This window comes from Microcoleus sp. D3_18_C4, assembly GCF_036702355.1.
Taxonomy (GTDB): Bacteria; Cyanobacteriota; Cyanobacteriia; order Cyanobacteriales; family Microcoleaceae; genus Microcoleus.
The window spans coordinates 1-19,864 of record NZ_JAUBTF010000055.1; the positions used below are offsets into that span (position 1 = coordinate 1).

Genomic DNA, 19,864 nt, shown 5'->3' on the forward strand with positions numbered 1-19,864 from the left:
CGATCGAATAAGCTTTCATTTTTTCTGCTGATGTACTGAATGTAGTGTACCACATTTACATGGAATTTGCTGTATATTTATTCCTCAGGAATTACGCAGAAATTCTATATTGTGGGCCATTGTTTCTAGCGTGCCCTTGAAATGCTGATTAAGAATCCTGCAATATCTCAGTTTTAACCACCGAGTCTGATCAACGGTTTTTTAACGCGAATTTGATTTAATTTAAAAAGATAAAAAACTTCCAACTCAAAAACCCAGTTTCACCTGAGAAACTGGGTTTTTGAGCATCTGTTCTAGTTTATTTATGCTCGCCTACTTGATTGCGTCTGCCGTATTAAGTAGCTCAACTTATTTAAACGTCAAACTTTTCAGGTGTTCAGAAACCCGGAAGGGCGAGCACTCTTGGCTGCGCCCCGAAAGCAATCAGGTTTCTCAAAGTGTTATATTTTTTTAGGTAGAGCTACTAATCCTTTAATTCGCGGATACTTCTCTTAGCAGTATCTTGATACATCTCCCCCATTTCTTTCACGGCTGCTCCTGCCTCTTGGCCAATCTTCTGGGCTCGTTCGCCGGGAGAGTCTGAGGTTTCGCGAGCTTCTTGCCTCCATTCCCGTGTTGTTTGGGGTCTTTCAGGATTGTTGAGCTCAGACTTTGAGCTGGCTTGCGCGCCAAAACCTTTGTTACTGCTTCCCGCATCAACATTTGTTGTTAGGAGCAGAAAACCGACTAGGACAACACTCAAAAAACTCTTGATTTGAAAACCCTTAAGCAGGGAACTGATGCGAGCAATGGCTGTGGAAATCAAATTCATCTCAGTAATACTCCCTAAGTTAATTGGTGATAACTTTCAACATTTTTTCATCTAATTGACTCGCTCCAAAATCAGCAGCTAATGCGAGGTAAAGCCAACTTAGCTTTAACTTGCGATTAACCACCTAAATAGAGTTATAGGTTAGCGATAAAATCTGGTTAACACGCCACCTATGTGTCAGCCAATTAGCTTTTTCACACATGAATATCACGTTAACAGCCGCCAAATATTTCTACCTCTAACTAAAGTCATAACTTAGTTAGAAGCAAAAAACATATTTTTATACACATGGTTAGACAATTTTTAATCAATCATGCTCTGCAGGGCAAATTCTTATTGCAAGCGATCGCCCGTTTTCACGTCAAACCAGTGCAGCAACTGAGGCGGAAAAACCAGCTCTACAATTTCGGAATTCCAGTGGCGGTCATTTGGCAGCAAAGCCCGCACCGTTACTGAGTCCACACCTTTAACTCGGACGCTAACTAAATTTTGCATTCCCAAGTTTTCCACTAAAAAAACCTCACCTTTAATTGCCTCTGGGGTAGACATCTTGCCGGCCTCTGCATCTGCAAAGCCGACGTGTTCGGGGCGAATTCCCAACACAATTTCTGGTGGCACAGTCGGCATATCTGGGAGTCGAACTCGAAAATCGCCCAACTGAGCAAAATTTCCCTGGCATTTAAGCACGAGCAAATTCATTTGCGGGCTGCCCACAAAACCAGCTACAAACTGATTTGCCGGACGAGTATAAATTAAGTGTGGCGGGTCTAGTTGCTGCACGTTGCCGCTGTTGAGAACTGCGACTTTGGTAGAAAGCGTCATTGCTTCGGTTTGGTCGTGAGTTACGTACACTACAGGAGCTTTTTGGGAGGAAAATAATTGTTTGAGTTCGGCCCTAACTTTTTCCCGCAATAATGCGTCAAGATTGCTCAAAGGTTCGTCGAGCAAAAATACTTCCGGTTGGCGCACTAATGCGCGGCCGAGGGCGACTCGCTGCCGCTGTCCGCCTGATAGTTTTCCTGGTTTGCGATCGATTAATTCCGTCAATCCGAGGGAAGTTGCAACTTCCGTCACTAACCGATTGATTTCGCTGGAGGGGATTTTGCGAAGTTTGAGGCTCGATGCCATATTCTCGTATACTGTCATGTGCGGATACAGCGCGTAACTTTGAAAAACCATTGCAATATCCCGATCGCCCGGTCTGAGATAAGTGACATTGCGATCGCCAATTCTAATCTCGCCTCTAGTCGGCTGTTCCAACCCGGCAATTAACCGCAGCGTGGTAGATTTGCCGCACCCCGACGGCCCCAACAAAGTCAGAAATTCTCCTTCGCTGACATCCAAACTAATGTCTTTTACGGGAACTACTTTAGGGCTGTAGGTTTTATTGAGGTTTTTGAGTTGCAATTTTGCCATGATTTTTAAAGTGTTGACTGTTGACTGTTAACTGTTAACTGTTGACTGTTAACTGTTAACTGTGTTGTTTGACTCGTTCCCAGCAAGAGCCCCGGAACCAGTTCAATCTAAAATCTAAAATCTAAAATCTAAAATCGATTTATCCTTTTACTGCCCCCGCAGTTAAACCCTGAACAATGCGCCGCTGGAACACCAAAACCAGCAAAACCAAGGGCAAAGTTCCCAAAACGGTAGCTGCGGCGATCGGGCCGTAAGGAATCTCAAATACTGACACCCCGCTGAGTTGAGCCGTGGCGACAGGAATAGTTTTCAGAGATTCGCGAGTCATAAATGTTAGTGCAAAAATAAACTCGTTCCAAGCTGAAATAAATGTCAAAATTCCAGTTGTGACTAACGCCGGAAATGTCATCGGTAGTACGATTGGCCACAGCATTTGGAAAGTGTTGTATCCGTCTACTTTAGCCGCATCTTCCAAATCTTTTGGCAACTGTTGAAAAAAACTTCGCATTACCAAAATTGTCAGAGGCAGATTGATAGCAGTGTAAGGAATAATTAATGCTAAATAATTATTCCCTAAACCCAAAGCTTTGACAATTTCCAGCAGTCCCAAAAATAGCAGCACCGCCGGAAATAGGGTAACTATCGTCACAGTTGCCAGGATGATTCTCTCGCCCCACAGCCGCAACCGGGCTAAAGCGTAAGCTGCGGGAGCGCCTACTGCTAAACACAGCAATGTTGAAGTAATCGACACAAAAGCGCTATTTAAAATGTAAAGTGCAAACGGGCGGCGCTGGAACAGCGACAGGTAATGCTCGAAAGTAATTCGTTTGGGAATGTAGACGTTTGGAATCGCCGAAATATCTGCATTTACCTTGAAAGAAGTTAACACTTGCCAGAGGATGGGTGCGAGAAAATATGCCACGATTAATATCGCCGAGATTGGCAAGATTAATTGCCGGATGTTAAAGGTTTTTTGGGGAGGTTTTTCGCGGGCGATCGACATAATTTATACCAATGAAATAAAAGTGCAACTGTTGGTTATCTAAAATCCAAAATCTCAAATCTAAAATCTAAAATCGTCTTAGTTTCCTCCTGCTGCATTGGTGCGGGCTCTCGATAACAGGTAAGCGGCGATCGCAACTGCTGCCACTAACATCAAAAAAGTACACACCACCAAAGCCGCCCCGTACCCAAAGTCTAAATACCTCATTACCGTGCTGTAAATGTAGATAGAAACCGTCTCCGTTGCCCCCGCCGGCCCCCCACCCGTCATCACCTGAATCAAGTCAAAAATGCCGAAAGACTGGGCAAAGCGAAACAGCAAAGCAATCACAATTTGGGGCATCAGCAGGGGCACGGTAACTTGACGGAAACTCTGCCAGCTACTCGCGCCGTCAATGGCGTGGGCTTCGTACAAATCACCGGGAATTGATTGCAATCCTGCTAGTAAAAGTAAGCTGACAAAGGGCGTAGTTTTCCAGACATCGGCTGTAATTACTGCCATCATTGCCAAAGTCGGATCTCCCAACCAGCTAATGCTATTTTGAATCAATCCCAAACGCCTTAAAATGTCGTTAATTACGCCGTATTGGTCGTTAAAAATCCACGCCCAAGCTACTCCCATCAATGCAGTCGGCAGCGCCCAAGGTAGTAGGGAAATTGTGCGAACAATGCCGCGCCCTGCGAAGGATTGATTTAAGACTAAGGCAATGCCCATACCGAGAATTAATTCCAGTAAAACAGAGGCGACTGTAAATACTGTGGTGTTGCCTAAAGTTTGCCAGAAACGCCCGTCGCCTAACATTCGACTGTAGTTAGCAAAACCGGAAAAAACCAGCTTTAATTCTGTACCGAGGTTTTGGGTGAATAAACTCAGCCAAAAAGCGCGCAATATTGGGTAAGCAAATACTAGCATCAGAATTATTAAAGCTGGTGCTACTAATATCCATCCGGTTTTTTGTTCGCGCTGTCGCATCTTGTCTAATTGCATATTGTTCACCTTTTTCTCGTTTTATATTAATAAGATGGACTTTGTATCTCTCGCTTGTAGCCGAGTCTCGATCCCCCTAAATCTCCCTTAATAAGGGGGACTTTGAAGGCTCCACTTCTTCCCTTTTGAAAAAATACTTTAAAGGTTCCAGTCCCCCCTTATTAAGGGGGCTAGGGGGGATCGCTCTGAAAGCAAGAAGTTACGAAGCTTGGGGTTGTTTCAGACTACCTAATAAATTGCGAGTTTCGCTAGCTGCTGCTTTCATTGCTTGTTCTGCACTCATTATCCCGGTAAAAGCTGAACTCAAATAACGCTGCAAAATATCAGAAGCTTGAGCGTATTGTGCCAGGGGCGGGCGCAAACCTGATCGTTCCACTACTTTTAGCAGTTGCGGGTAGTGGGGATATTTGGCGACTATTTCTTTGTTGGTAAATAAGGATTTGTAACTGGGAACTAAACCAGTTTGTAAAATAAATTTGCGTTGGGTTTCCTCGCTGGTAAGATACTGAATTGCTTTCCAGGCTTGTTCTGGATGTTTTGAGGTTTTGGCAATTCCCCAGCCCCAGCCGCCCAAGCAGGAACCGCCTGTTTGACCGGTACTGCTGAGCATTGGCTCGATCGCAATTTTGCCTCTAACATTCGATCCTTCGGCATTTGCCAGCTTCCAAACATACGGCCAGTTTCGCAAAAACAGCGCTTTGCCATTTTGAAACAAAAGCCTGGTTTCTTCTTCGCCGTAGGTGGTGACACCCGGAGGAGAAATGCCAGAGGCGATCGTATTTTTGAGAAATTCCACTGCTTTAATTGCCTCCGGTTTATCTAACCCAACTTCAAAAGTTTGAGGGTTTGCCCAGAAGCCGCCAAAACCAGAGAGTACCTCGACAAACATCGCAGATACTCCCTCGTATTGTTTGCCTTGCCACAGATAACCCCAAGTTGCTTTTCCCTGTTTCTGCAAGTTTTGAGAGATTTTTACCATCTCTTCAAAAGTTTTCGGCGCTGGAATTTTCGCTTGTTCTAAAATGTCTTTGCGGTAATAAAGCATTCCGGCATCGGAAGCATGGGGAATTCGGTAAAGTTTGCCCCGATACCGCCCGCCTTCGACGTTACCTTGGATGAATTTTGATAGTTGTTCGGGGGGAATTCTATCTGTCAAATCGCTTACCCAACCTGCGGCTGCAAATTTGGGAACCCAGACAATATCCATGTTGATGATGTCGTAGGGCGATTCGCCTAAAAGAAAGGCAGATGTGTAAAGATTTTCTATGAGGTTGCTGTCAAAAGGCCCTTCTATGAGGTTGATGCGAATCTTGGGGTTTTTCTGTTCAAATTCTTTGACAAAGGGTTTCCAGTTAACAAGGTCTTGACCTTGCATTAACATGGTGAGCACGACTGGCTGTTGAGTCAGTGCCGGCAGAATAAATAAAAGCAAGACGGTGGCTAATGTGACAGCGAATAAGGCTAAAAGACGGGGACGCTTCTGGCTTCGTTGCTGCGGGGAATTTATTTTTTGCATTTGCTTTTGAGAAATGGCGGTGCGATCGCCTTCTTTCTCTCATAACTCGCTTTCTTTTGTTTCGCTGGATTTACCGAGTTTATGCAATAAAAATTTAAGTAAACTTTAGCTTACTTAATAATGCTTGAGTGAAGAGTGCAAATTTTGATTTAACTAGCGAGAATGGGATTTAAGTAAACATCTATCTACAGATAGATATTGAGAGAATTGTCTGACTTGATAAAAGTCGGCGGTTGAAACAGCTCAAGAGTCAAACTTTCGTCCCTCTCGCTTGAGACTAAAGAATCAACGGGGTATTAAAGCCGGATTTTGTATTACACACTTTTGACACCCAGCAACCGGGTTTTGTATAGCAACCGCCAAGATGATTAGGACGTTCTTAATCGCACAAACATAAACGGTTGATTGCAACTTCTTCCCTATTCCTTCTTCCCTATTCCTTCTTCCCTTAGCTGTTCAACATTTAAATTGTGTGTCAAAAATCAATAAAACTTTTGTGGGACGGGCTTCTAGCCTGTCCCGAATTTCCAATTTAAATGCGTAACAGCTTATTCCCTATTCCTTCTTCCTTCTTCCTTCTTCCTTCTTCCGTGTATCCGTTATATCCGTTACATCCGTTACAGAATCCGCTGCCGAACTTCCTTCTTCCTTCTAAATACAAAAAACACCGCTCCTCAAAATAGGAGAACGGTGTATAGGGGGTGTTATGGGTTGTTGTCTGGGATTAACCTTAACAAATCACGATCGGCTGAGGCTATGCCTTGTGATGGTTAAAAAATTGGCACAAACCTGCACTATCGCCCGTTTATCGATCAACCTTTGCGATTAGCCCAACCATTCCACAACAGCATCCTGCTTGGTATTGGTGCGCCGTTCTGGGGTTTCGCGGTTGAATTTCAAGTGGATGGCGCGGTTTTGTTCGCCATCTGCGGCTACTGCAAAAATCGGATAGTCGATTAAGCCGTCTTGGAAGGACATCTGGAAGCGGAAAGTGCCGTCCGGATTGAGTTTAATCGGCTGTCCGCCTACGTAGACGGTAGCGTCGGGTTCGGTGGCGCCGTAAACGATCAATTCGGCATCAGCAACTAACCAGAACTGGCGGGGGCGCATCGGGGCGGCGAAGCCAACTCCCGACATACCAACACCGGACATACCGAAACCGGACATCGTGAGGCCGGACATACCGACACCCGACATGGTGAGGCCGGACATACCGACACCCGACGCGGTGAGGCCGGACATACCGACACCCGACGCGGTGAGGCCGGACATGGTGGGAGCCGCCCACATTCCGACGCCGGAGGGGAACACGTAGGAACTGAGAGCTTGTTCGTGGATGCCGACTTGCTGGACGGAACCGGCAACGTGCTGCATAGAACCGAAAATAGAACCGGCTACGCGCAGGGATTCGGCAGATTCTGCCATGCCGAAGATTTGTTCGTAGATAGCGTTTTCGGTGCTGTAACCGAAGCCATTGGCTGCTTGTGCCATTTTCTTTGCCGGAGGAACCAGTTCGGCGAAGGTTTTGCCTTGCAATTCTTCTTCCCAGTCGAGGGTGATGAATTGGTCTTCAATCCAGTCGCTGGGATAGACGGGAGGAACGCGGACTTCTGCCGATCGAGCTAATACCAGCCAGCGGCCATCTGCACAGCGGTAGCCGATGTCGATCGCGTAATCCCGATCGCTCACGGGGATTGGCACGTACCATTCCCGCGCCAATTCGTCGCAGGGATATTCTTGAATGCTGTGCGGGCTTTGAATGTCGAGGTTAACATCTGTAACGTCGTAGATCCGCAGGGCGAGTTGTTGTCCTCCTTGGCGGCGCAATTCTTCTTTGCGATCGTTGGGAATGTCCCAGTAAGTGTAGGCCCATTCTGGATCGCGTGGCATTAACACCACCCGGCTTTCGCCGTAGCCGTTGGGCAAATCTGCTAAACCTTCATCTACAGACGACAAAGAACCGCCTGTTCTATCTTCTTGACCTAGTTCAAACTTTGCTGCTTCCACTGCTTCTTGTGCCTCTAGTTTGCGAGATGGGCTGTAGGAAAATTTGGTGCGCTGAATTTCTTGAATTGATGCCAGGAGTTGCGATTTCCGCATTCGGCTGTAGCGAGAGACTCCACATTCGCTAGCAACTCTGCGGAGTTGTCGCAAAGTCATCTCTTCTAATGGTGGGCGTTCTTTTGCCATGAGTTGGTTCTCCACTAATTTAGGATTGCGGGTTAGATTTTTCCTTTCAACACAAATGTGTTGACTTTTTGAGTTAGAAACTCTTTTAAATCTACATATTATCGAGCTTCCAAATCTCTCCAACCTTTGAAGCCTTGCTTGTTTTTAGCTTGTCTTTTCCCGATGCGATCGGGGGTTTGGACTTATTGGCTTCTGCGCGCACCGTCCGATCTGAATAAAGCTTTATCTGTCGATTCTTGATTGACAAGATCGATTTTGTGAGTGCGATCGGTGCTGCTAGCAACGCTGTGCTGGCAGCACACGCGCTATTCGACTCCCAGGGCTGCTTAATCGAAGCATTTCTTTGGGATCGCTTTGTCATGACTTAATGTTGCAGACAAGTTGCGATCGGGTCAAGGGGTCTTTTGCCTCAATCCTGGGTACTTATACGCATTTTCGTGATTTTGGGGATCAATATGTCAGGGAATCTTGACATTCGGGAGATTTGGGGGATCGGTGTTGAAGCGAATGTCAGGATGTGATGACAAATGGGGAGAGGGGGCTTTTGATGGGTTTGGAGGGTGGGGGCGATCGTTTAGAATGGATATGTCTTTGCGAATATGACAAAGTGGAAGACTTTCTATATAATCCTTCTAACAAGAAGGCTTCGCGGGAGCATCCCGATTTTGCAAAAATATTAGACTGCAAATTAACCATTCAAGTAGGCACAACGCAGTTGTAACATTTGAGAAACACTTTCAGATTTCTACTGTGAAGAATGAAATTTTTAGCCTTGTACCTATTTGCTTGACGGCTAATTCTACCGCTCCCGCTCCGATGGAGGCTAGTGGGAATTACTGACAAGTCTCATTCAATCCGATAACAACTAACTAACATCATTATTCATTTTCAATCCTCACCTGCCAAGTCTCCAAAGTAGTACCTATTATTTTATCAAGATTTGTCAAAGCATTAAAGTAGGCAATTCTCGCATTAAGTTCGGCATTTCTAGCCTCTATTAAATCCTTCTGAAAATTCACAATATCGATACTCCGAGAACTTCCCACTCCCAATCTTCTCTTGTCTTTCTCTATTTCTAATTGCTTTTGCGCTAACTCCCTTGACCTTTGAGCTAGTTCTACTTGCTTAAGATTCAAATTTATATCTCTAATTGCATTTCTGACCTCAAATTCCAGCTTTTGATTGTACTCCTTTAAAATATTCTCAGCTTGTAATAGGTTAACACGACTATTCTGAAAATCTCGCTCAATTCCTCTATTTCCCAATTCGCGAGTTAAAACCAGTCCCGCTCTCCAATCAGAGCTGCTGTCTGAAAGATTAGTAGCATTATTATTAATACTTGCATTGACATCCAATTTCCATTTTCGATTATTTTCCGCTACGAGCAACTTATATTTAGCGATTTCCCGGTCGAGCTGTACTTGTAAGTAATCAGGACTATTTGACAGAGCTAATGGTAGAATCTTATAGAAATCCAGAGGGTTAGTCTGTACAGCAGCAGCTTCTCTTGCTGTGATATTAAGATTGCGATCGAGGTCTAGAACTTGCAGCAGTGCTAATCTTGCCTTCTTCAGTTGCTCCTCACTAGCTAATACTGTCACTTCCTGATCTGCCACAGCTTTTTCACTTGTAAAAATCTCAACTTTTGCTAGCCTTCCTGCCTCAATCAAAACCTGATTAGTCTCCAATTCTTGACGGGCAATTTCCAGAGAACTTTGTGAAATTTTAACTTGTTCCTGAGCCTTAATCAACTCTCTATAGGTTAAAATTACTTCAGTAATTGTCTTAATTAGCGTCGATTTCAAACTCAGAGTATTTATTTTTTCACTCAGGCGAGCAATCTCAATTGGTGCTCGATTGACAGCAACTCCAGCTCCCCTTAACAAAGGTTGCGTAAAATTTAACGTTAGATTTTGACTTAAAGAACCTTCACTATTAATGCCAAAATTATTAGCATCTTGTCCTTGTTTACCACTCCACACAAAACTTATATTTCCTCCTGTGGGAATTTTGACACTCACCTGGGCAGATAAATCGACTTCGCCAGTAGTGGCGACTCTTCCCCCATTCCTCAAACGAATTGATGACACGGACAGTTTCGGTGTAAAAATAGGGACAAATAAGCCTTCTGCTACGGCTAAATCTTGTTTTTGGGCGATGCGTTCGAGGTATTTATTTTTGATATCTCTGTTGTTTTCTAAGCCTAAAAATACAACTTCCGCTAGTGTCAGTTCAACCCCTAATTCATCCGCTATAGATTGCTTTTGAATAGTTGAATTTTGGCTATTTTTAGGTATTGGTTCTGATGTTATTTCTGGATTTTGTGGAAATTCAGAAATAACTATTAATTCTGGTTGAACAGTTTTTTTTTGAGTAGAAGTTGTTAATACTTGGGAATTGGGATTTGGTGAGTCTTTGATTTTACTTGTTGGATTTTCTCGCGGGAATTGAGGAATAACTATTCTCTGGTTTGTAGTTAGCGTTTCTCTCTGATTTGGGGGTTTAATGAGCGCCTGATTTTGTGGTAAATTTGGGAGGTGTGGGAGATATTTTTCAGTGGGAAGTGGCAGAATTTTGGGCGCGATCGCAGATTTAGAGCTAACATCACTTTTGACTGTTGAACTCGACTTAAAAGCAACAGCAAATATCGCCAATAGCCCACAGATTGCAAGCATAACTAGGCTAAAACGAAATATCCAAGGAATATCGTAGCGAGCAGGGGAATCGCTATTTGGGAGATAATCTTCGTGCGGTTGCTCAGTCATGCTAACTCCAGTTATTTCTGCCAGTAATGCTCTGGCGATTTCCTACGGGATGACTACCCTTGACGCAGCGCTTTAACAGGATCGAGTTGACTAGCTCGCAGAGCCGGGAGAAATCCAGCTCCCACTCCCACAGCTAATGCCGATCCTAAAGCCAAAGCTGCTGTGTTGCTGTCAAATTTATAAGGCAACTTAAAAGTATTCGCAACTACCACCGTTAACCCGTGTACCGTCACAATAGCAGCAATTCCCCCCACTAAACTTAAAATAACTGCTTCTAAAATAAACTGTAACATTATATCCCGCTGAGTAGCTCCGATCGCACGTCTCAAACCAATTTCGGGGGTACGTTCCATCACCGCCGCGATCGTAATATTAGCAATACCAACCCCTCCCACCAATAGCGAAATTACCCCCACCGCCAATAGTCCCCGCGAAGAGAGTTCCAGAGTTTCCTGCTGCTCCAAAATTTTCTTAATATTGTTCAAAACATAAACCTCTGCCTTTGGAAAGCGCTGCTTCAACACCTTTTTTGCCTGCTTTTCCATCCCTTTAATATCTTTGAGATTGTAAGGACGCACCGAAATTGAGTTAATTCTCTGGCTCCCTGTTATAGCCTTGTAAACCGACATCGACACCAACATTTCACCTGTTGGTTTGCCAAAAGAACCTTGCTTGCTCTCCATCACGCCGACAATAATGTAAGGTCTGCGAGCAGCATAAATCCGTTGACCTACAGGTTCCGCGTCACCTTTAAAAAGTTTTGTGGCTAGCAATTCATCGATTACCACTACTGGTCGATAGTCAGCAAAATCAGTAGGCGAAAAAAACCGTCCCCCCATTAACTGCCGCCCCGATGTCAGCAAATAGTCCTGAGAAACGGCAATCATCTCTGGTTCTGCTTCTTCAGCCTGAAATACAACTTTGCCGCCCTCGAAATAGAACCCATTTGATGCGCTAATCGCCTGAATGCTGTTCAGCCGCTGCCGCAAAAATTCCATATCTTCTAACTTCAAACCTAAGCCATCCCACATAAAGATTTTAACTTGAGGCGCTTCTTGCTTGGCTAGTTGTTCAGCAATCACGGCGCGACTAATATTGCCTACTTGCAGCGTTGCGCTGACCGCAGCTACACCCATAAAAACTCCGACTGTAGTTAGGGCTGATCGCAAAAGATTGCCACTTAGGGAAATGCAAGTAAGGCGGAGGAGGTCTAAAGGAGAAAGGCTCATAAGTAATTAAAAATCAAAAATCACCATTTCGTACATTAATAAAATTAGCTGATTTGATCCTACTCTTTAATTTTTATTCCAGATCGTCACCGTCTGTTTTTTCTTTGTTTTTAGTTGTTTTTTCTTCCTGAATAGGAGTTCCTGGCTTTAAGGAAGGTTCAGGAGGGGGTATCACAGCACTGTCACCTGGCCGCAAACCGGAAGTTACTTCCACCTGAGTTAATCCTTCTAAACCTAATGTAACTGACCGTTTCTGGGCTTTGCCTTGACTGTCACGAATCCACACAAAAGGCTTAGACTCCGATCGCACAATTGCCTCCGTATTCAAAACTACTACCTTCTGGCGCTGCTGCAACATGATCTCCACATTCACTTGACTCCCTGGAATCAAAGTCCGGCTTGGAGCATCGAGTCTTACTGTTGCAGGAACCGTTGGTTGACTGCCTTGATTAGAGCCGTCATTTCCTTTACTATCACCACTTTGAGCAAGAATATACAAGCTTTCTACTCTTCCTGAAAACTGCTTAGAATTGGGACCAATAATGCTGATGCGAACGGACTGATTGGGTCTAACTTTAGCAGCATTGAGCGTAGAAAGCTGTAGTTTTACCAGTTCTTGTGAAGGGTCGCCTAATGTCAAAAGCTCTGTTCCACGCAGCACTCCGTCGCCATTTTTAACTTGAATATTAAGTACCTTGCCATCAATAGATGCAGTCACCACATTGTTTTTTAGTTCCTGTTCTTTTTCTCGGTACTCAAGCAGAGAGCTTTGGAGATTGGGGCTATTTGTAGCAAAATCTAACTGAGCTTGTCGCACTCCTGACTGAGCAGCGATCACTTGTTGCTGAAGTTCTTGCTCTTTATCTTGTCGCTGAATTTGCCGACTTTTGAGTTCGAGCAGATCGGTGTTGATTTGAGACTGTGCGTTTCGTAAACTGACTTTAGCATTGCGAACTTCGTCTTCTTGGAATCGCACTTCATTTCCCGCAATATAACCTCTTGCAAATAAGGCTTTTTGCTCGGTAAGTTTCCGCTCAGAAGCAGCCAAAACCACCTCAGCGTCAACAACTTTTTTGCGATTATTTGCTAAGGCAATTTCCTGTTTTTTAATTTCTAATAAATTGTTATTTTGCCCGGATTTATAATTTTGAACTCTCCCTTGGGCGATACTGAGCGTTTCCTGGGCTGCGACAAGTTTTTGGCGTAAGCTTTCTAGAGTGAGTTTTTCTTTTTGAATCGCCAACTCTTGCTGGCTGAGAATTGTTTGTTTTTGGGGATTACGAAGAGTGATTAAGTTCTGACCCGATGTGATATTTTGCCCGATTTTTACTAACACTTCATCAACAGTAGCATCAACGGGAGATTTAAGAGTTTGTTGACCAGCCAATTCAATAGTGCCGCTTTCATTAAGCGTATCTTCAATATCGCCAAGTTTGACGGGTATCAAGCGCACTCCTATGGGTTCGGGAGGTCGATTTTGATATAACCCGTAGGCAAATAAGCCGCCGATGCCTAGAGTGAGAAAACTAGACCACAGTAGCCATTTGACTCCTGTTTTGAAACTATTTTTTTCTTTATATTTCACTGTCAACTCCCCCCTACAAACTGTAAATAACTGTTAAGCGTGCGCGATCGCCCTTTAACCGTTTTGGTTACTGTTTGGATAAAAAAAGGCAACTTTGGGGCTGACATATTCTAGCATCTGTTGACGTACTACTTTCTCTCTTCCCTTCTAAGGTCGCTATTTCTTCTGAATCTGTATTGCGTTCTAAGTCTGACAACCTGGAACCATTGCCAGAAAAAATGCTGGAATATAGCCTTTCTCAGTAACATGAGGTGCTCTTGGGGATTGGGCATCGGGCATAAAAGCATGGGGCATCGAACTAGCCCGTGTATTTCACTTTCTTGAGAACCGCTATACATCGCAAATGGAGCCATTTTGGGATGGTTAATCGATCGCAAAAACCAGAAAGTCGAGATATACAGACAAAATCAGGATGGGGAAATATTAGATAATCCCAGCACTTTGTCAGGGGAAGATGTGTTACCGGGATTTGTCTTAGATTTAACAGATGTTTGGTAATGACACCGCAAGATTCACCAACAGCAATATAATAAATTAGAGCAGTACCTCAATCCCAAATCTCAAATCCCATGCCCCTAACGCTTTACAACAGCTTGACCCGTCGCGAATCACCTTTTGAACCCCTCGAACCCCCAAAGGTGCGGATGTACTGCTGCGGCGTTACGGTATACGATTACTGCCACGTCGGCCATGCGCGCGCTTACATTGTTTGGGACATGGTGCGGCGTTATCTGATGTGGCGGGGATACGATGTGCGCTACGTGCAGAATTTTACAGATATTGACGACAAAATTCTCAACCGCGCCCGCGAAACCAATTCCACAATGGAAGCCGTGGCGGAACGCTTCATCGAGGAATATTTTGTAGATATGGACAAGCTGAATATTCTCAGGGCCGATGAATATCCCCGCGCCACCCATACAATGGACGGCATTAAACGGCTGATTCACGAATTAGAAAATAAAGGTTATGCCTATGCGTCTGGCGGCGACGTTTACTACAAGGTGAGGCAGTTTGCCGATTACGGAAAACTTTCCGGCCGCAAGTTGGAAGAAATGCAGGCAGGGGCTAGCGGTAGATTGGAAACCGCAGAAATAGAAGCTCAAAAAAAGCAAGATTCCTCTGATTTTGCCCTGTGGAAAAGTGCTAAACCGGGAGAACCTGCTTGGGATTCATCTTGGGGAAAAGGTCGCCCCGGATGGCACATCGAATGTTCGGCGATGGTGCGCGATTGCTTGGGCGAAACAATTGACATTCACTGCGGCGGTTCCGATTTAACTTTTCCGCACCATGAAAACGAAATTGCTCAATCTGAAGCCGCGACGGGCAAGTCACTTGCTAATTATTGGATGCACAATGCTTTTGTGACTGTCAATGGCAGAAAGATGTCGAAATCTTTGCACAATTTTATTACAATTCGCGATTTGTTGGAGGGGAATTGGTCGGGTGATTTGGAATCTAACCCCCCCCAGCCCCCCCTTGGTAAGGGGGGGAGTAAGAAGGAAGGAAGCGAGAAGTCAAAAGCGGTGGAACCGATGGCGGTGAGGCTGTTTGCGTTGATGGCGCAGTACCGCAGTCAAATTGATTTTACCGAAGAGGCGATCGCTAGCGCTCGAAATGGCTGGAATACCATCAATGAAGGTTTGCTGTTTGGCCTTCGATATAATTCTCAACTAAGTTGGGACGTTGAGAAAACTGGACAGGATGGCAAAGCTGTGCAGGAATTCCAATCAGCGATGGACAATGATTTCAATACTCCCGGCGCTGTGACGGTTTTGTTTGAATTGGCTAAGGAATTGGCCAAAGAAGGCAATATTTTAGTGCATCAGGGAAAAACAGAAACTTCGCCAGATTTGTTGCAGCAAAAATGGGTAACTTTGGTGAGTTTGGCGGGAGTTTTGGGTTTAGAAGTTCAGCCGGAAAGTGATAGCAATGATGCTGTTGACGGTTTGAGTGATGCGGAGATTGAAGCGATGATTCAGCAGCGGAAAGATGCCCGAAAAGCGAGGGATTTTGCTGAGGGCGATCGCATTCGCAACGAACTTAAGGATAATGGGATTACTTTGATCGATCAAAAGGATGGTACAACCATCTGGCACAGGAGTTGAAATTTAGAGTTTTTTAACCGCAGATGAACGCGGATGAACGCAGATGAAATTCCATCCGCGTTCATCTGTGTTCATCTGCTGATATCTGCGGTTAAAAACTCCCATTGACAAACTCCGCAACAGCCGCGACAAATTCTGCGGTTGATTCGTAGGGTAAAACATTGCGCCCCGGCATTAATAAACCTTCAGCATGGGGAAAAGTTGTTAAATATTGCGCTAATCTTTCATCCGGTTTCTCTTCCTTACCCGCTTGACTGATGCTTGAGGCTTTTTCTCCCATCACAATGAGTGCGGGTCGATCGAACTTTTGAATCGTATCGCTGTAATCCTGGCGCCAAAACCCCGCTAAAAACGAGAAAACCGCGTGACGGCTGTCAGGATTTGCCGCCCCAGCCTGCAAAGCATCCAACCATTCGCTGTCAACTTTTGCCGCATCGCCAAACAGTTGTTTCACAGAAAAAGAACGCAAAAACTCAGCGCGTCTGGCGTAGCGGTAAAAAGCATTTCCCAAGGGAGAATTTAACAAATTCCAGACAATCCGTTGCTGTCTTTCGGTCGAATGTTTGTTCATTACCGCCCAAGCGGGAGGCCCTGCGAGGACTAAGCCGCGAATTAAATTTGAGCCCCTTTCCTGCTGCATTTTTGCTAAAGCCAAGCCTACAGACAGTAAAGCACCTTGCACGAGTACGATCGCAGGTTTTTTGACTACAGTTTCCAAGAAATACTGCAACTGTGCGGCCCAATCGTCTGGATAGCAAGCCACAGCCGGCATTTCGCAATCGCCGCAGCCCAAAAGGTCGGGATTATAAATCGGATTAGTGTTCCCTGCTTTGTACCAACTCTCACAAAATCTATGCCAAAAGATTCTTGACAAACCAACTCCTATCGGATGAATTAACAACAAAGGGATGCTATCTTCTGTCGCAGTAGTTGGGTGATAAACTTCATAAGCACAGCGATAATTTTGCCATTCGTAAAACAGCGTTGGGGATTTGATAGATGAGATGGTGGAGAAATCTTGGGTTGAATATGGGGGTTGCATATTATTTTTTTTTGAACCGATGTTACTTTTTATTATAATATGAGTAAGTGCGGGTTTTACCCGACATATATTTGGTAAATGAGAATATAAATAAACCCGCCCTGCGGGATGACATAAGCCCGAATACAAACCTTGATTACTTAATCATGTCAGAACAGCGGATAACTATTTCTTTACCTAACTTGCTGCTAATTGTAGCATCGTCCTTGCTCCTAGTCCTGCTGTGGCAATTGCGGAGCCTGCTAGTAATTCTGATGATATCAGTTGTGCTGGCCGCATCGATCGTCCCGATCGTGAATTGGGCCGAAACCATGCGCGTTCCCCGCTGGCTGGCGGTGATTATGGTTTATTTAACTCTCATCGGCGGATTTAGCGGGACGGTAGTGTTAATCGGGCCAACGGTAATCGAACAAATAGAGTTACTGCTGCGGCAGCTACCAGTTTATGTTGAAAGCCTGGAAACCTTAGCAACTAATGTATTGAGTCGCCTAACCGACGATGCCCCTGCCTTAGTAGGTCAGTTGGTGGACACTCAATCGCTGACTAATTGGCTGATTCGATCGAGTCAACAACTGGTTTTGCGATCGTACAGTTTAACCAGAGGCATTCTCGGCGGTTTCTTCAGCTTAGTTTTAGCATTATTTATTTCAGGTTACATGGTTGCCGACAGCGACACATTAATCAAAAGTTTGGTGCAGTTTTTCCCGAAACCTTGGGATGCAAAATTAGCTTCACAAGCGGCGCCAATCGGTCAAAGAATGGGGAGTTATATTCGAGGCAGAGTCTTAGTTTCGGGCATTTTAGGGATATTTATTACCACAGGTTTGAGCATTTTGGGAATGCCGGAATTTGCTTTAGGCTTGGGTGCGATCGCCGGTGTGACAAACCTGATTCCCTTCATCGGGCCAGTATTGGGAGCAGTACCAGCATTAATCGTAGCATTAGCTAAAGGTGGCTGGGTACTTTTGTGGGTATTGCTGTTATTTGTAATCATCCAAAACTTGGAAACTTACGTCCTCGATCCTTTGCTTGTTGGTTCGTCGGTTGGGGTGCATCCTTTGTATCAATTGCTGTCTGTGTTGGGAGGCGTACAAGTATTGGGAATTATTGGGGCAGTAATTGTGCCACCTTGGTTTGCGGGAGTGGCAGCTTTGATTGAAAACTTGTATTTAAAACCCAAACTTAGGAGCGAACATCGAGAGGCAATAAATCAGGCTAAAAATAATTCTGACTTACCACCTCTTACACCTTCGGCGTGATAGCGGTGAAGATGGGGAAATGAGGAAATGGGGGTAGCATCTCAATCAAAATATTTATGCAATAAGTCTAATGACTGGTGAGTGATTACCGATCGCTAAAAACTAAGGATTAATTGCCACTTCAATGCGACGGTTGCGCTGCCGATTAGTATCGGAACTATTATCCACCGAAGGGCGACTTTCCCCATAGCCGATCGCCACCCAATGATACTTCTGACCGAGTACACCCGACAAATACTGCACCACCGCCTGAGCCCGCGCAAACGACACATTGCGATTATCCGCCGCTTCCCCCGCGTCGTCAGTATGGCCCGCAACCCGCACAGTTGCCCCCTCGTGATTGCTCAACTCCGCCACCAAATTGTCCAAAATCGCATTAGTTCCCGCGCGCAAAGAAATGCTGCCAGTATCAAACAAAACATCGCTGGGCAGAGTCACCATCAGCCCATCCCCCCCAAACACCCGATTATTGGCATTCTGTGGGGCAGTATTCACCGTTTCAGAGTTCAGACTGGGGCTGCTGCCGATCGCCGGTAAAGCAGGGGCAAGAGTTGCCGCCGTTTCCGGCGACGCCAATTCCCGCGACATCAACTGCAAACGCTTTTCCAAAGTTTCCGTCGGGCGGCTGCTGCCCAACTGACTCTCCAAAGCCGCCGTGCGACCAATCAGCGCGTTGAGTTCGCCCTGCAACTGTCTCAAATCCGACTGCAATTTCTCTCTCTGGGCAGGACTGACTTTTGACTGCGGAGTCGGTGTAGCGGTTGGTGGCGGAAGCGCCGGAATTGGCGTTGCTGGGGCGCGTTTCGGGCTGGAGGTCAAATTTTGAGTTACACGCAGCAATCTCTCTGCCACCGGCATTTCCGTCGCGCCTGACGGATAAATTTGAGCGATCGCCATCCCCAAAACCCACGCAAAACCGCTGCCCACCCCCAGCAGCAGCAGTCGAAAAATCAGCGACAGTACAAGCAAACCTTTTCCCCGCGACTTGGAGACGCGAGTGGGGGGGATTGAAGGTTTTTGGTTAAAAGATCGCGTCATATTTCATCCCTCTCAGTGTACATACCAGATTAATTTCGATACTATCTTACCTATCCGATTGGAAATTTGAGATTTGAGATTTGAGATGTGCCCTCCCATCTAAAATCTAAAAAAGAAACTCGGTTTCTATAAATCTGGGGTTTAGTGGCGAAGCATGGAGGCAGAAACCTGGTTTCTAGTTTGTTGCGTGCCAGCCTGAATCTGTTGGATAATTCAGTAAAATTTTTGGAAAAAAAACCGATGACTGACCCTTTAAATAGCCCTTATCCCGTTCCTTGGGAATGGATTAGTGCCACTCATGCTAAAGTGAGCTCCACTGCCGGCACAGGTCTCCGCTACTATCGCAGTCCATCCCTAGTATCAACTAACGGCCAATACGCAGCTTACAGTCGAATTGAGTTGCAAGTACAGCCGGAATTCTCCCGGTGTCGGGTTAGCAGTGTCATGTTTGTGGAAAATCTCAAAACCGGGGAACTGCAAACAGTGGCGGCTGCTTCGCCACTGGCAGAAAGTGGGATGTATGCTAGCGATGATACAGATATGTCCGGGACGATCGCCATTTTAGTGCCTGTTTCTTGGAATCAAGACGGTTCGCGCATTCTCGCCCGCGAATTTGAAGCACTTTTCAACTCTTCGGATATGTCCGACTACGGTGTCATTTGGGACAAAAATGATAATTATACTTATACCGTTGCTCCCGCTCGCAGTCTTTACACTCATGCTGTATTGTTGGGTTGGAGTCAAGTTTGTCCCGGAAAAGTTCTGTTCCGCGCAGGCAATTTGGGCGATCGATCTTGGCCTCTTTGTGCAGTTGATATGACAGGGCAAACGGTAGCAGTCACCGAGGACAAACCCTTAGTTTTCGGCAGTCAAGCCAGCACAGACTGGATCGAACCTAAAACTCGTTTTTAGATA

The 19,864-nt window shown here is 45.3% G+C and carries 17 protein-coding genes and 2 pseudogenes; 6 read left to right on the forward strand and 13 right to left on the reverse strand.

From position 1 onward, the window contains the following. Window positions 1–463 precede the first annotated feature (463 nt). The 7 genes from QUA90_RS23210 to QUA90_RS23240 form a co-directional block, all read right to left on the reverse strand. Window positions 464–811 carry a hypothetical protein gene (locus QUA90_RS23210; RefSeq protein ID WP_333389715.1) on the reverse strand — a complete coding sequence of 116 codons (348 nt, stop codon included), beginning with the start codon at window positions 809–811 and terminating at the stop codon, window positions 464–466. 333 nt (window positions 812–1,144) lie between these two features. Continuing rightward, window positions 1,145–2,227: an ABC transporter ATP-binding protein gene (locus QUA90_RS23215; protein ID WP_333447960.1), complete on the reverse strand. Its 1,083-nt coding sequence runs from the start codon at window positions 2,225–2,227 to the stop codon at window positions 1,145–1,147. Between the two features lie 139 nt (window positions 2,228–2,366). After that, window positions 2,367–3,230, reverse strand: a complete 864-nt coding sequence (locus tag QUA90_RS23220) for a carbohydrate ABC transporter permease (protein ID WP_333447962.1) — start codon at window positions 3,228–3,230, stop codon at window positions 2,367–2,369. A gap of 78 nt (window positions 3,231–3,308) precedes the next feature. Next, window positions 3,309–4,217 carry a sugar ABC transporter permease gene (locus QUA90_RS23225; protein WP_333447964.1) on the reverse strand — a complete coding sequence of 303 codons (909 nt, stop codon included), beginning with the start codon at window positions 4,215–4,217 and terminating at the stop codon, window positions 3,309–3,311. Between the two features lie 199 nt (window positions 4,218–4,416). Then, window positions 4,417–5,733 carry an ABC transporter substrate-binding protein gene (locus QUA90_RS23230; protein WP_333447966.1) on the reverse strand — a complete coding sequence of 439 codons (1,317 nt, stop codon included), beginning with the start codon at window positions 5,731–5,733 and terminating at the stop codon, window positions 4,417–4,419. A 532-nt stretch (window positions 5,734–6,265) separates the two neighbouring features. Continuing rightward, complete coding sequence (locus QUA90_RS23235; protein WP_333447968.1) at window positions 6,266–6,394, reverse strand: hypothetical protein; 129 nt, start codon at window positions 6,392–6,394, stop codon at window positions 6,266–6,268. 164 nt (window positions 6,395–6,558) lie between these two features. Next, the gene (locus tag QUA90_RS23240; protein ID WP_333084388.1) at window positions 6,559–7,923 is read right to left on the reverse strand and encodes a DUF4912 domain-containing protein; all 1,365 of its coding nucleotides are present in this window, start codon (window positions 7,921–7,923) and stop codon (window positions 6,559–6,561) included. 236 nt (window positions 7,924–8,159) lie between these two features. On the opposite strand from QUA90_RS23240, the gene QUA90_RS23245 reads away from it, so the two are divergent. Next, on the forward strand, window positions 8,160–8,291 hold the full coding sequence (locus tag QUA90_RS23245) for a hypothetical protein (RefSeq protein ID WP_333179782.1): 132 nt from the start codon (window positions 8,160–8,162) through the stop codon (window positions 8,289–8,291). Between the two features lie 152 nt (window positions 8,292–8,443). Further along, window positions 8,444–8,644, forward strand: a complete 201-nt coding sequence (locus QUA90_RS23250; protein ID WP_333447971.1) for a hypothetical protein — start codon at window positions 8,444–8,446, stop codon at window positions 8,642–8,644. Here QUA90_RS23250 and QUA90_RS23255 read toward each other — a convergent pair. From QUA90_RS23255 to QUA90_RS23270, 4 genes and pseudogenes are all read right to left on the reverse strand, one after another. After that, window positions 8,612–8,750 (reverse strand): annotated as a pseudogene (locus QUA90_RS23255) (ISKra4 family transposase); the annotation flags it as partial. The gene QUA90_RS23250 and the pseudogene QUA90_RS23255 overlap by 33 nt on opposite strands. A 51-nt stretch (window positions 8,751–8,801) precedes the next feature. Then, the gene (locus tag QUA90_RS23260; protein ID WP_333447973.1) at window positions 8,802–10,688 is read right to left on the reverse strand and encodes a TolC family protein; all 1,887 of its coding nucleotides are present in this window, start codon (window positions 10,686–10,688) and stop codon (window positions 8,802–8,804) included. A 53-nt stretch (window positions 10,689–10,741) separates the two neighbouring features. After that, a complete protein-coding gene (locus tag QUA90_RS23265; protein ID WP_333447975.1) occupies window positions 10,742–11,917 on the reverse strand; it encodes an ABC transporter permease in 1,176 nt (391 codons plus the stop codon). A gap of 73 nt (window positions 11,918–11,990) precedes the next feature. Continuing rightward, the gene (locus QUA90_RS23270) at window positions 11,991–13,502 is read right to left on the reverse strand and encodes an efflux RND transporter periplasmic adaptor subunit (RefSeq protein ID WP_333447977.1); all 1,512 of its coding nucleotides are present in this window, start codon (window positions 13,500–13,502) and stop codon (window positions 11,991–11,993) included. Between the two features lie 333 nt (window positions 13,503–13,835). On the opposite strand from QUA90_RS23270, the pseudogene QUA90_RS23275 reads away from it, so the two are divergent. Together QUA90_RS23275 and cysS are read left to right on the forward strand one after the other, a co-directional pair. Beyond that, window positions 13,836–14,000: pseudogene (locus QUA90_RS23275) on the forward strand (Uma2 family endonuclease); the annotation flags it as partial. Between the two features lie 71 nt (window positions 14,001–14,071). After that, window positions 14,072–15,610 carry a cysteine--tRNA ligase gene (gene cysS / locus QUA90_RS23280; protein ID WP_333447979.1) on the forward strand — a complete coding sequence of 513 codons (1,539 nt, stop codon included), beginning with the start codon at window positions 14,072–14,074 and terminating at the stop codon, window positions 15,608–15,610. Window positions 15,611–15,701: 91 nt separating this feature from the next. Here the strand turns inward: cysS and QUA90_RS23285 are convergent, their stop codons facing one another. Beyond that, a complete protein-coding gene (locus QUA90_RS23285; RefSeq protein ID WP_333447980.1) occupies window positions 15,702–16,652 on the reverse strand; it encodes an alpha/beta fold hydrolase in 951 nt (316 codons plus the stop codon). Between the two features lie 146 nt (window positions 16,653–16,798). On the opposite strand from QUA90_RS23285, the gene QUA90_RS23290 reads away from it, so the two are divergent. Continuing rightward, a complete protein-coding gene (locus tag QUA90_RS23290; RefSeq protein ID WP_333447982.1) occupies window positions 16,799–17,911 on the forward strand; it encodes an AI-2E family transporter in 1,113 nt (370 codons plus the stop codon). A gap of 102 nt (window positions 17,912–18,013) precedes the next feature. Here the strand turns inward: QUA90_RS23290 and QUA90_RS23295 are convergent, their stop codons facing one another. Then, window positions 18,014–18,949, reverse strand: a complete 936-nt coding sequence (locus QUA90_RS23295) for an OmpA family protein (protein WP_333447984.1) — start codon at window positions 18,947–18,949, stop codon at window positions 18,014–18,016. Between the two features lie 240 nt (window positions 18,950–19,189). On the opposite strand from QUA90_RS23295, the gene QUA90_RS23300 reads away from it, so the two are divergent. After that, a complete protein-coding gene (locus QUA90_RS23300) occupies window positions 19,190–19,861 on the forward strand; it encodes a hypothetical protein (RefSeq protein WP_333056017.1) in 672 nt (223 codons plus the stop codon). Window positions 19,862–19,864: the final 3 nt, after the last annotated feature.